This window comes from Chromobacterium sp. W521 (assembly GCF_052805975.1).
On sequence record NZ_JBRBAF010000029.1, the window covers coordinates 1 to 12,382 of the forward strand.

Sequence of the window (12,382 nt, forward strand, 5' to 3'; positions counted from 1 at the left end):
GCCCTGAACGGCGACGCGCTCGGGGAAGGCCCGGGCGGCGTGCTCGAACCAGCTGCACAGATCGGGATGCGGCGGGGCGACGGGCGCGGGCGGCTCGGCGAGGCGCGGGGCCTTGGCCAGCGTTTGCTCCGGATCGCGCAGCAGGCTGTGCAGCAAGGGCTCCACGCCGTCGATGAAGGCGGCGGCATCCAGTTCGGCGAAGCTGGCCAGGTTGTAGTCGAGGTCCACTTTCACCGGCTGGCGCGAGTCCGCCTCGCGCACGAAGACCTTCAGCGGATAGTGCTGCGACAAGGCGCGCATCGCGGTCATATTGCTGACGGTGCCGTCGAACATGGCGTCGTAATCGTGCTTCTCGTACGACAGGCTGATTTCGTAGGGCAGCCTGTCCCGGCCGAGGCCTTCGGTTTCGCCTATCGGATAGCGGTGATGGCGGAAATCGGCTCTTAGTTCGCGCTGGATCAGGCTGAGCAGTTCCGCGAAGCTCCAGTGCGGTTGGAGCTTCAAGCGCAGCGGGCACAGGCTGGCGAACAGTCCCGGGGTGTTCTTGGCCAAGGCATTGCGGCGGTTGAGGATGGGCAGGGCCAACAGCAGATCGTCGGCGCCGAACTCGCGCAGCGCATGGGTGTAGATCAGGCCGATGAAAAAGTGGAAGACGGTGGCCTGGTGCGCGGCGGCCAGTTCGCCGATGCGCCTGTAGGTTTCCGCCGACAGTTGGAAGCTGCGCTGCCCGCAGCTCAGTTGTCCGCTGGCGTCGGCGAACAGCCGGGTTTGGTAGCCGGCGAGTTTGTTTTGCCAGTATTCCCGGTCCTTCGCGTAATGGCGCGATTCGTAGTAGCCGTCTTCCTCCTCCACCAATTCGGCCGGCGTCATCATCGGCGTCGGCGCCGGCAGCAAGCCCTGGCGCAGGTGATTGTAGTAACGGCACTTCTCGCCGTAGAGCTGGGCGATGGCCCAGCCGTCGAAGGCGATGTGGTGGAAGCGGCCGTACAGGATGAAATCCTCTTCCCCGTGACGCAGCAAGGTGTAGGCGGCCAACGGGGTTTGGCCGTCGAACGCGAAGGCTTGGGCGAAGTCGCGCTCGGTCCATTCCCGGGCAGCGCGTTCCGGCTCCGGCTCGCCGCGAGTGTCGATTACCGTCAATGGGCGGGGATGACGCGGGCACAGCACCTGGCGCGGCTGGCCGTCGGCATCGTCAATGGCGATGCGTAACGCTGGCGTGTGCTCCATCAGGGCGGCGAGCGCGGCTTGCAGGGTTTCGATATCGAGTGCGCCCTGAATTTTGATGAAACCGCCGATATTGAATAGTTCGGGCGCGGAGAATAACGATTGATGAAAATAAATTTCCAGCTGCCGGCGTGTAAGCGGGAAGGTTTTCATTTGAGTTATTCCAATCTTATTTAGAAAGTATTATGCCGAAATATGCTTCTGTACGGCCTTGTGTGTGTCGCGTAAATCTACACTGGAGTGAATTAAATTAGTGAAGCAATTTAACTGGTAAATAAGTCAGGTTTTTAATGGTTGCGTTGCATGATAGCGTCATTCTATTAAGATAATGGGATAGCTAAATCAGCGATCCGCATTATAAATTTTCAAATATTCCTGCTGAATACGGTTTAAATAATTCATGTTTAATCCGTATTGTTTTTATTTTTACTTTTGCAATTGCGAGGAGTTTTGGAATGAGTTCGAATGATGCGGAAAAACCTTTGGCCGCCAGCCGTCGGGACTTTTTGACCGGAGGATTGAAACTGGCTTCCGCGGGGGCCTTGGCGGGGTGGTTGCCGGCCGAGCGGATCATGGCGGCGAGGCTGACTTGCAGCCAGCCCAATAATTTCCCTGCGGAAATTCCCTTATACAAGCAAAGCTTCAAAAACTGGGCCGGCGACATCAAGGTGGACGATGTCTGGACCTGCGCGCCGCGCTCCGCGGACGAGGTGGTAAAGGTGGCCAACTGGGCCAAGGACAACGGCTATAAGCTGCGGGCGCGCGGCATGATGCATAACTGGTCGCCGTTGACGCTGGCCGCCGGCGTGAGCTGCCCGGCGGTGGTGTTGTTGGACACCACGCGATATTTGACCGCGATGTCCATCGACGCCTCGGGGCCGGTGGCCAAGGTCACGGCCCAGGCCGGCATCACCATGGAAGCGTTGCTTACCGGCCTGGAAAAGGCCGGCCTGGGTGTGACCGCCGCGCCTGCGCCGGGGGACCTGACCCTGGGCGGCGTGCTGGCCATCAACGGTCACGGCACCGCGATTCCGGCCAAGGGCGAACGCCGTCTGGCCGGCGCCAGTTACGGCTCAATCAGCAATCTGGTGCTCAGCCTCACCGCCGTGGTGTACGACAAGGCCAGCGGCGCTTACGCGCTGCGCAAGTTTGTCCGCAATGATCCGCAAATCGCGCCGCTGCTGGCGCATGTCGGCCGCTCGCTGATTGTGGAGGCCACTTTGCAGGCGGCGCCCAACCAGCGTTTGCGTTGTCAAAGCTGGTTCAACATCCCCTATGGCGAAATGTTCGCCGCGGCGGGCAGCGGCGGACGCACCTTCGCCAGCTACCTGGACAGCGCGGGCCGGGTGGAGGCGATCTGGTTCCCGTTCACCAGCAATCCCTGGCTCAAGGTGTGGACGGTGACGCCGAACAAGCCGCTGTTCTCCCGCCAGACCGACAAGCCGTTCAACTACCCCTTCTCCGACAACCTGCCCGACGAAGTGACCGATCTGGCCAACAAGATTCTGTCGCTGGGAGACGGCAAGCTGACGCCGGCCTTCGGCAAGGCGCAGTTCGCCGCGGCCAGCGCCGGCTTGGTGGCCACGGCCAGCTGGGACTTGTGGGGCTGGTCCAAAAACCTGCTGCTCTACGTCAAGCCCACCACCTTGCGCGTCACCGCCAACGGTTACGCGGTATTGACCCGTCGCGAGAACGTGCAGCGCGTGCTCAATGAATTCGTCACCTTCTATCAGGCGCGGGTGCAGGCTTATCAGCAGTTGGGCCGCTACCCGATGAACGGGCCGGTGGAAATCCGCGTGACCGGGCTGGACGATCCGAGCGAGGCGGCGCTGAGCGGCGGCGTGGCGCCGGCGCTGTCCGCCATTCGCCCGCGCCCGGATCATCCTGAATGGAATGTCGCCGTGTGGCTGGACATTCTGACGCTGCCGGGCACGCCGTACGCCAACCAGTTCTATCGCGAGATAGAGCAGTGGATAGAGGCCAATTTCAACGGTTCTTACGCGGCGGTGCGTCCGGAGTGGTCCAAGGGCTGGGGCTATACCGACCAGGCGGCGTGGGCGGATTCCGCCATGCTGCAGACGACCATCCCCAATGCCTTCCGCGCCGGGCAGCCGGCGGCGGCCAACTGGGATGCGGCCAAGGCGGCGCTGGCGGCTTACGATCCGTACCGTCTGTTCTCCTCGCCCTTGCTGGACAGCCTGGGTCTCTGAGAACGTGTTTACGATCTCGCGAGCTAAGGCGAGACAAGGCGAAAACGGCTGAGAAAGCGGAATGTAGGCGTGCTGCATGAGCGTTTCGAAGCGGTATTCGCCGTGGGACGTATCACGACGCGCAGCAGATCGTAAACAAGTTCTGAGGCTTGAAGAGAGCGGAGACGGCGCGCCTTCCTGGCGCGCCGTTTTTTTGCGCGCTCGCTTACGCCGGGCGGCGAAGGCTACACTATAAGCGTTTCCACCGCGCCGGATTCGCGCCATTCCGCCCAGCCATGCCATCCTGTTACGCCCAAGTCGACTGCAATTCCTTTTACGCTTCCTGCGAGCGGGTGTTCAACCCTGGTCTGGCCGGCTTGCCCATTGTCGTGTTGTCCAACAACGACGGCTGCATCGTGTCGCGCTCGGCCGAGGCCAAGGCTTTGGGCGTGCCCATGGGCGCGCCTTACTTCCTGCACAAGGCGCGACTGGAGCAGTTGGGCGTGGCGGTGTTTTCCTCCAACTACGCCTTGTACGGCGATTTGTCCGGCCGCGCGATGCGGCTGCTGGCCGGCTTCGCGCGCGCGCAGGAGGTGTATTCGATAGATGAATGCTTTCTGGACATCGGCGGCGAGCCGGAGCCGGAACGGCTGGCGCAAGAGATGCGCTATGCCATGCTGCGCGGCCTGGGCCTGCCTGTGTGCGTCGGCATCGGCCCCAGCAAGACCTTGGCCAAGCTGGCCAACCACCTGGCCAAGCAAAACCCGGCCTGCGACGGGGTGATGAATCTGCAAGCGCTGGCCGCGGAGGAGCTGCGGAGCTTGCTGGCCGCCGTGCCGGTGGAGGATATCTGGGGCGTGGGACGCAAGCTTTCGGTCAAGCTGCGGCTGGAGCGCATAAACCACGCCGCGGCGTTGGCGGCTGCGGACCGGGATTGGCTGATCCGCCGTTTCGGCGTCACCGTGGCGCGCATTGCCGACGAACTGGACGGCCTGTCCTGCCTGAGCCTGGAGGAGGCGCTGCCGCCGAGGCAGTCCTTGATGTCCACGCGCTCCTTCGGCCACAAGGTGACGCGGCTGGAGGAGGCGCGCGAGGCGGTGGCGATGCACGCGGCGCAAGTGGCGGAGCGTTTGCGGCGACAAGGCTCTCTGGCCTCCTTCCTGCAAGTGAGCCTGCAGCGCGGCGTGTACCAGCAGGGCACGGTGCAGCGGGACAGCGAGGTAGTGCCCTTGCTGCCGGCCAGCGCCGACAGCCGGGTGTTGGTGGCCGCGGCCAGCCGAGCGCTTGAACGCTTGTGGCGGCCCGGAGCCAGCTACCAGAAGTGCGGGGTGATGGCCTGGCAATTGGTGGACGCGGAGCGGGCGCAGCCGGACCTGTTCGCCAGCGAGCCGGATCCTGAGAAAGGGAAACGCTTGATGGCGGCGCTGGACGCGATCAACCAGCGTATGGGCCGTGGCACGGTCAAGTTGTTGGCGGAAGGCTTGGAACAGCGTTGGAAGATGAAGCAGGACATGTTGTCGCCGGCCTATACCACGCGCTGGGAAGATATTCCGGTGGCGAAGGCGAAATAGCGGCGGCGGAAAGCGGATTGCGCCCCGGCTCTTGGAGTAAAATGCCGCTCTTGATTTGCAACCTTGCGGGGCCAGGGCGGTGGCTATAGTGCAATCAAGCCGCCGCGCGCCGTACTTGAAAGCGAGACATTGAACCCTCTGTTTGCCCAGCCTTGCGCCATTGTCGACTTGGAAACCACCGGCGGCCACATCAGCCGCGACCGCATTACCGAGGTGGGCGTCATCCTGATCGATGGAGACCGGGTGGAGCGCTTCAGCTCTCTGATCAACCCCGGCCAGCCCATCCCTCCCTTTATCGAGAACATGACCGGCATTTCCAACGCCATGGTGGCGGAGGCGCCGAAGTTCTCCGACTTGGCCGAGCGTTTGCTGTCGATGTTGTCCGGCCGTCTGTTTCTGGCGCATAACGCGCGTTTCGATTACAGCTTTTTGAAAAACGAGTTTCGCCGCGTCGGGCTGCGCTTCCAGAGCCAGTCGCTGTGCACGGTGAAGCTGTCGCGCCGCCTGTACCCGCAGTTTTTCAAGCATAGCCTGGACAGCCTGATAGAGCGCCACGACATTCGCCTGCCGGAACGCCACCGGGCGCTGGCGGACGCGGAAGCGGTGCGCCGTTTTCTGGACATCGCCCATCTTGAACTGGGCGCGGAGGCGATGGGCGCGGCGATGGCGGCGGTGCTGGCTGCGCCGCCGGAGCTTGCCGGCTTGCCGGCGGCCTTGCAGGATCAATTGGAACTGCTGCCGGACGTGCCGGGGGTGTACACGCTGTACGACGAGGACGACAAGCCTTTGTACGTGGGCCGCGGCGGCAATCTGCGCAACCGGGTGTTGGCGCATTTCGTTGCGGTCAAAGGTGGAGGCAAGAGCCGCGAGGTGCATATCGGCGAGCCGATAGGCAGGGTGGAATGGCAGGAGACCTTGGGCGATTTCGGCGGGCATTTGCTGGAGTTGCAGCGCATACACGCTTTGGCGCCGAGGCATAACCATCGCGGCAAGCTCAGCCCTGAGCTGTGTTCCATCCAACTGGTGACGGAGGACGGCTTCATTCGTCCTAAGGTGGTGTACGCGCGCGAACTGGATTTCAGCCGCACCGCGGATTTGTACGGCTTGTTCCGCCATGCGCGCGAGGCGCGCAAGATCCTGGCGGAAATCGCGCTGGGCAATGCGCTGTGCCAGTCGGTGTTGGGAGTGGAAGCGGTGACCAGCCGCAAAGGCGCGCCGTGCGCGGCCTTGAAGCTGGGCCGTTGCCGCGGCGCCTGTGTCGGCCGCGAGCCGGCGGAGGTGCACGATATCCGGTTGCTGGGCGCCTTGGCCAAGCTGAAAGTGAAGGCCTGGCCGTTCGCCGGCGCCATCGCGGTGGTGGAAACCGACGAAGTGACCGGCGAGCGAGCCGAGCATGTGTTCGACCGCTGGTGCTATCTGGGGTCGCGTCAGGGCGAGGGCGGCCCGCTGGAGGGCGCGCCGTCTTTCGATCTGGACAGCTACAAGCTGCTGGAGGGCTGGCTGCGCAAGCCAGTGGAGGGGACGGCGCTGCGCGAGCTGTGAACAGGCTTTTACAGCCAGTTCTTCAGCAGCAGCGCCCCCAGCAGGACGGCGATCAGCGCCAGCAGCCAGTTCTGGCGCTTTTGTTCCCGCATCAGTTGGATATAGCCGCTGATCAGCAGCTCGCTGTTGGCGGAGGACAGCGCGTCATTCAGCTTGCGCGGCAGCGTGGGCAGAGTGGTGGCCCATTGAGGCGCTTCGTGCTTCAGCGTGCGCAGCAGGCCGCGCCAGCCTATCTGCTCGTTCATCCACTTGGTCAGGAAGGGCTTGGCGGTGTCCCACAGGTCCAGATTGGGGTCCAACTGGCGGCCCAGGCCTTCGATATTGAGCAGGGTTTTTTGCAGCAGCACCAGTTGGGGCTGGATCTCCACATTGAAGCGGCGGCTGGTTTCGAACAGACGCAGCAGCACCATGCCGAAGGAGATTTCCGACAGCGGTTTTTCGAAGATGGGTTCGCACACGGTGCGCACCGCCGCTTCCAGTTCTTCGGCGCGGGTGTCTTTCGGCACCCAGCCGGATTCGATGTGAGCGGTGGCGACGCGGTGGTAGTCGCGGTTGAAGAAGGCGAGGAAGTTGACCGCCAGGTAGTGCTTGTCGGTGTCGGTCAAGGTGCCGACGATGCCGAAGTCCAGCGCGATGTAGCGGCCGTCGGCGGCGACGAAGATATTGCCCGGGTGCATGTCCGCGTGGAAAAAGCCGTGGCGGAACACCTGGGTGAAAAAGATTTCCACGCCGAAGCGGCTGAGCTTGGACAGGTCCACGCCGGCTTCGCGCAGCCGGTCCACCTGGCCCACCGGGATGCCGTGCATCCATTCCAGCGTCAGCACGTCGCGGCTGGTGTAGTCGTAGAACACCTCGGGCACGATCAGCATGTCCGAGTTCTTGAAGTTGCGGCGCAGCTGCGAGGCGTTGGCGGCCTCGTGCATCATGTCCAGTTCGTCGTGCAGGTATTTGTCGAACTCGGCCACCACTTCGCGCGGCTTCAAGCGCTTGCCGTCGGTGAACAGCTTCTCCACCCAGCCGGCCAGCGTGGCCATCAGCGCCAGGTCTTGCTCTATCACTGGCTGGATGCCGGGGCGCAGCACCTTGACAGCCACTTCGCGGCCGCGGCCGCCGTCGGGCTGGCGCAACCAGGCCTTGTGCACCTGGGCCACCGAGGCGCTGGCCACCGGGGTGTTGTCGAAGTCGACGTAGAGTTCGTCCACTTTGCGGCCCAGGCTGCGTTCTATCATCTCGCGCGCTTGCAAGCCGTCGTAAGGCGGCACCTGGTCTTGCAGCCGCGCCAGTTCGTCGGCGTAGTCCGGGGGCAGCAAATCACGGCGGGTGGACAGCACTTGGCCGAATTTGACGAAGATGGGCCCCAGGCTTTCCAGCGCCAGCCTCACCCGCTGCGGCAGCGGCGCGCTGGCGTCGCGGCGCCGCGGCAGTAGGGCGAACAGCTTGTGGATGAAGCCGAGTTTGGAATGACCTTCCAGAAAGTCGTCCAGGCCAAAGCGATAGCAAGTGCCAACAATTTTGATGAAGCGCGAAATCCGCATGTGCCGTCAGGCCTTTGTCTGTTCTTGTTGCAGCGCGGCCTGCAGCCGCGCCAGGCGTTTTTCCAGGCGGCCGGCGTCGTCGCGCAAGGTGTCCACCGCGGCGACGAAGCCTTGCACTTGCCGGCGGCCGGCCAGGACCGGCGCTTCCTCGCGCAGATGCTCCACCCAGTTGGCGGCCAAACGCCAGGCCACCTGGCCCTTGAAGCCGAGCAGGCCGCGGGCCAGGGTTTCCGCGCGTTGGGCGGCGGCGTCGCCCACCAGCCGGGACAGGTCCTCGGCGGCGTTCCACTGCAAGCGGCCCAATAGGCGGCCAAGGGCGGCGGCCAGTTCGGCGTCGCCTTCCAGCTGGATGTCGTTCAGCGCCGGGTCCCGTCCGGCCACCGCCGCCAGCGCGACGGCGTGCTTGAGCCGCACCGTGGCTTCCGGCTCGCCCTCGCAGGCGGCCAGCCAGCCGTCGTCGGTGATCACGCCGGCCACATGAAAGGGCGGCAGCGCCACGGCGACGCGTCGGCCGGCGTGCGCGGCCAGTTCCGCTCGCACCGCCGGGTGCTGGTTCAACAAGTGGTTGAATGCCGCAATCTGGATGCCCATGCGTTGTCTCCGCCGTGATTGAAAGGTGAAGGGGTCTAGTCTCAAGGCCGCATTGCCGGAGCGCCGCCGATGATAAACCGGAAGATTCTGTTTACGATCTCGCGAGCTAGAGCGATACAAGGCGAAAACGGCTGAAAAAGCAGGGTGTACACACGGTACATGAGCATTTCGAAGCTGTTTTCAACGCCGTATCGCCGACGCGCAGCAGACTATGAACAGGTTCTTAGAACTTGTAGCCCTTGTGCAGGGCTACCACGCCGCCGCTCATATTGTGGTAGTCCACCTTGCCGAAGCCGGCGTCCAGCATCATCTGCTTCAGCGTCTCCTGATCCGGATGCATGCGGATGGATTCCGCCAGGTACTGATAGCTGTCGGGATCGTTCGCCACCAGCTTGCCCATGACCGGCAGAGCCTTGAAGGAGTAGAAGTCGTAGAACGGCGACAGCGGTTTCCACACTTTGGAGAACTCCAGCACCATCAGTTTGCCGCCCGGCTTCAGCACCCGGCACATTTCCTTCAGCGCCGCATCCTTATGCGTCATATTGCGCAGGCCGAAAGCTACCGACACCGCGTCGAAGTAATTCTCGGGGAAGGGCAGTTTCTCCGCGTCGGCCAGCGAGACCGGCAGTATCAGACCTTCGTCCAGCAGCCGGTCGCGTCCCACGGTCAGCATGGAGCTGTTAATGTCGGTCAGCCACACTTCGCCGCTCTTGCCCACGCGCTTGGCCCAGCCTCGGGACAGGTCGCCGGTGCCGCCGGCGATGTCCAGCACCTTGTCGCCGGCCTTGACGCCAGAAGTGGTCAGGGTGAAGTGTTTCCACACCCGGTGCAGCCCGCCCGACATCAGGTCGTTCATCACATCGTATTTCTTGGCCACCGAGTGGAACACATCGGCCACCTTGGCGGCTTTTTCGCTTTCGGCTACGGTCTTGAAGCCGAAGTGGGTCGTCTTGTCCATGGTCACTCCCTGCTCGCGCCAGCGGCGGCGAGGCGATTGAGATAATCCTGCCAGTACTGGTCGCGCTTGGCGCCCAGCTCGTATAGATAGCTCCAGCTGTACAGCCCGCTGTCGTGGCCGTCGTCGAAGGTGATCTTCAGCGCGTAATGGCCCACCGGCTCCAGCGCGGTGACGGCGACATGGCGCTTGCCGGTTTGCAACACTTCCTGGCCGGCGCCGTGGCCGCGCACTTCCGCCGATGGCGAGTAGACGCGCAGGTATTCGCAAGGCAGTTCGAAGCGGGCGCCGTCGTCGAAGCTGATTTCCAGCACGCGCGATACCGCGTGCAGCTGGATGTCCTGCGGCGAGGGCGCGTCGGGGGTGAGTCCGGACATGATCTGATCCTCTAAAGGCGGCTGATCAAGCCGCGCATCAGTCTTTTCGTTCCAGCAGCATGGCGTCGCCATAGCTGAAGAAACGGTATTCCTGCTCCACCGCGTGCTGGTAGGCGGCGCGGATCTCCTCGTAGCCGGCGAAGGCCGAGACCAACATCAGCAGCGTGGACTTGGGCAGGTGGAAATTGGTCAGCAGGCGGTCCACCACCCGGAAGCGATAGCCCGGAGTGATGAAGATGTCGGTTTCGCCGCGGCCTGCGGTCAGTTCGCCGCCGCGGGCCGCGGATTCCAACGCGCGCATGCTGGTGGTGCCCACCGACAACACTTTGCGGCCCGCGGCGTGGGCTTCCGCTATCAGCGCGCGAGTGGTTTCCGGCACTTCGTAGATCTCGCTGTGCATCTTATGTTCGGCGATATTGTCCACCCGCACCGGTTGGAAGGTGCCGGCGCCGACGTGCAGGGTGACGTAGGCCAGCTGCACGCCTTTGGCACGCAGCTGCTCCAGCATGTCTTCGGTGAAATGCAGGCCGGCGGTGGGCGCCGCCACCGCGCCGCGTTCGCGGGCGTAGACGGTTTGGTAGCGCTCGTCATCCTCGTGACCGGCGCCGCGTTCTATATAAGGCGGCAGCGGCAGCTTGCCGGAGGTTTCCAGGATGTCGAACAGATTGTCCTCGGCCAGGAAGCGCAGCTTGAACAGTTCGCCGTGGCGCTCTACCATTTCCGCCTCCCAGCGATCGGCGAAAATCAGCCTGGTGCCGGGCTTGGGCGATTTGGAGGAGCGGATGTGGGCCAGCGCGGTGTGCGCGTCCAGCACGCGTTCAATCAGCGCCTCGATCTTGCCGCCGCTGGCTTTTTCGCCGAACAGCCGCGCCTTGATCACGCGGGTGTCGTTGAACACCATCACGTCGCCGGGGCTGACCTGATCAATGAAATCGGTGAAGCGCAGATTGGCGCGCTCATGGCCGGCCACGCGCAGCAAGCGGCTGGCGCCGCGCTCCGCCGGGGGGTGCTGGGCGATCAAGCGCTCGGGCAGGTGGTAGTCGAAGTCGGAAAGCTGCATAAGACGTAAAAGATTCAGAATCGGCAAATTATACCCGTGCCGCCGCCCTCCGGCATCAGCTTAGTGAGCGAGGTGGCGGGATTTGCGCTGAATCAACATCGATTTTCGGCAAGGCGGTAAAAACTTGCCACGTGGAAAAACGCCCGTGGATACTAGTGCTTTGACTCGAAGAATGGCCGTGCCTGGCGTCCAAACAACTGTTTTAAATGATGCAAAAGCTAGACATCTTGCAGCGAATTGCGGCAAACTCGCGCCCAAGATGATAAACAGGAGCAGGCTTTGACCGGAAAAATCCTCGTGTTGCATGGCCCCAACCTCAATCTGCTGGGACAGCGGGAGCCGCAGCACTACGGCCGGGAAACGCTTGACGATATCAACCAGCGGCTGGAACAGCAGGCTAGCGCCGCAGGGTTTGAATTGTCGGCATTGCAGAGCAATGCGGAACATGTGTTGATTGATCGCGTGCAGCAGTGCCTGCATGACGGTACTGCCTTCATTCTGGTCAATCCGGCCGCTTTCACCCATACCAGCGTCGCCTTGCGCGATGCGCTGGCGGCGGTGCGAGTGCCGTTTATCGAAGTCCACCTTTCCAACGTTCATGCCCGCGAACCGTTCCGCCAACATTCGTATTTCTCCGACCTCGCGGTCGGCGTGATCTGCGGACTCGGCGCCCACGGCTATGAACTGGCGCTTGCGCACGCCATCCGGCACCTTGCCGCGCAAGCCTGACTCACTCTACCGAATATCCCACTCGAAGGATTATCAATGGATCTCCGTAAACTCAAGAAGCTGATCGATCTCGTCGAGGAATCCGGCATCGCCGAACTCGAAGTGACCGAGGGGGAAGAAAAAGTCCGCATCACCCGCGTATCCGCCGCGCCGCAGATGGCTTACGCTCAGCCGATGACCGCACTGCAAGTGCCCAACGCGCAAAGCGCAGCCGTTGCCGCTCCGGTTGCCGAGGCCGCCGCGCCGGCCAGCAACGACAAGAACGCAATGAAATCGCCTATGGTGGGTACGTTCTATCGCTCGCCCAGCCCGGGCGCCAAAAGCTTCATCGAGGTGGGGCAGAACGTCAACGCCGGCGATACCCTGTGCATCATCGAAGCGATGAAGCTGATGAACGAGATCGAAGCCGACCGTTCCGGCGTGGTCAAGGCCATTCTGGTTGAAGACGGCCAGCCGGTGGAATTCGGCGAGCCGTTGTTCATCATCGAGTAAGCCAGACGACAGGCTGACGGCAAGGGGGCACGGCGCAGCGTCTGTGCCCTTGTCGTTTGCCACGACAGCATTGGCGGGCCCGCCGGGGGGGAAACCAGGGGGGAAGGCAAAGGGGAA

11 protein-coding genes are annotated in these 12,382 nt (G+C 63.0%); 5 read left to right on the forward strand and 6 right to left on the reverse strand.

What is annotated here, in order from left to right:
* Positions 1–1,377: condensation domain-containing protein (locus tag ACUXV1_RS23000; RefSeq protein WP_446014740.1), on the reverse strand; the 1,377-nt coding region annotated here is incomplete at its 3' end.
* 302 nt (positions 1,378–1,679) lie between these two features.
* Between ACUXV1_RS23000 and ACUXV1_RS23005 the strand changes: the two genes are divergently transcribed.
* The 3 genes from ACUXV1_RS23005 to ACUXV1_RS23015 all read left to right on the forward strand — a co-directional run bounded on the left by ACUXV1_RS23005 (position 1,680) and on the right by ACUXV1_RS23015 (position 6,526).
* Complete coding sequence (locus ACUXV1_RS23005; protein ID WP_446014742.1) at positions 1,680–3,434, forward strand: cholesterol oxidase substrate-binding domain-containing protein; 1,755 nt, start codon at positions 1,680–1,682, stop codon at positions 3,432–3,434.
* Positions 3,435–3,709: 275 nt separating this feature from the next.
* Positions 3,710–4,984: a Y-family DNA polymerase gene (locus tag ACUXV1_RS23010; protein ID WP_446014743.1), complete on the forward strand. Its 1,275-nt coding sequence runs from the start codon at positions 3,710–3,712 to the stop codon at positions 4,982–4,984.
* Between the two features lie 129 nt (positions 4,985–5,113).
* Positions 5,114–6,526 carry a 3'-5' exonuclease family protein gene (locus ACUXV1_RS23015; RefSeq protein WP_231138241.1) on the forward strand — a complete coding sequence of 471 codons (1,413 nt, stop codon included), beginning with the start codon at positions 5,114–5,116 and terminating at the stop codon, positions 6,524–6,526.
* 8 nt (positions 6,527–6,534) lie between these two features.
* On the opposite strand, the gene ubiB is transcribed toward ACUXV1_RS23015, so the two are convergent.
* The 5 genes from ubiB to queA form a co-directional block, all read right to left on the reverse strand.
* A complete protein-coding gene (gene ubiB, locus ACUXV1_RS23020; protein WP_081555472.1) occupies positions 6,535–8,061 on the reverse strand; it encodes a ubiquinone biosynthesis regulatory protein kinase UbiB in 1,527 nt (508 codons plus the stop codon).
* A gap of 6 nt (positions 8,062–8,067) precedes the next feature.
* A complete protein-coding gene (locus tag ACUXV1_RS23025) occupies positions 8,068–8,652 on the reverse strand; it encodes a ubiquinone biosynthesis accessory factor UbiJ (protein ID WP_043632097.1) in 585 nt (194 codons plus the stop codon).
* 223 nt (positions 8,653–8,875) lie between these two features.
* Positions 8,876–9,610: a bifunctional demethylmenaquinone methyltransferase/2-methoxy-6-polyprenyl-1,4-benzoquinol methylase UbiE gene (gene ubiE, locus ACUXV1_RS23030; protein WP_043592865.1), complete on the reverse strand. Its 735-nt coding sequence runs from the start codon at positions 9,608–9,610 to the stop codon at positions 8,876–8,878.
* A gap of 2 nt (positions 9,611–9,612) precedes the next feature.
* Positions 9,613–9,984, reverse strand: a complete 372-nt coding sequence (locus tag ACUXV1_RS23035; protein ID WP_043592862.1) for a gamma-butyrobetaine hydroxylase-like domain-containing protein — start codon at positions 9,982–9,984, stop codon at positions 9,613–9,615.
* A gap of 37 nt (positions 9,985–10,021) precedes the next feature.
* Entirely contained in the window at positions 10,022–11,044 is a 1,023-nt protein-coding gene (gene queA / locus ACUXV1_RS23040; protein WP_446014745.1) for a tRNA preQ1(34) S-adenosylmethionine ribosyltransferase-isomerase QueA, read from the reverse strand.
* A 279-nt stretch (positions 11,045–11,323) separates the two neighbouring features.
* Here queA and aroQ point away from each other — a divergent pair, with 279 nt between their 5' ends.
* Together aroQ and accB are read left to right on the forward strand one after the other, a co-directional pair.
* Positions 11,324–11,773, forward strand: coding sequence for a type II 3-dehydroquinate dehydratase (gene aroQ, locus ACUXV1_RS23045; protein WP_043592887.1), 450 nt, complete (start codon positions 11,324–11,326; stop codon positions 11,771–11,773).
* A 36-nt stretch (positions 11,774–11,809) separates the two neighbouring features.
* Positions 11,810–12,265: an acetyl-CoA carboxylase biotin carboxyl carrier protein gene (gene accB / locus ACUXV1_RS23050; protein ID WP_043592859.1), complete on the forward strand. Its 456-nt coding sequence runs from the start codon at positions 11,810–11,812 to the stop codon at positions 12,263–12,265.
* The last annotated feature ends 117 nt before the right edge of the window (positions 12,266–12,382 follow it).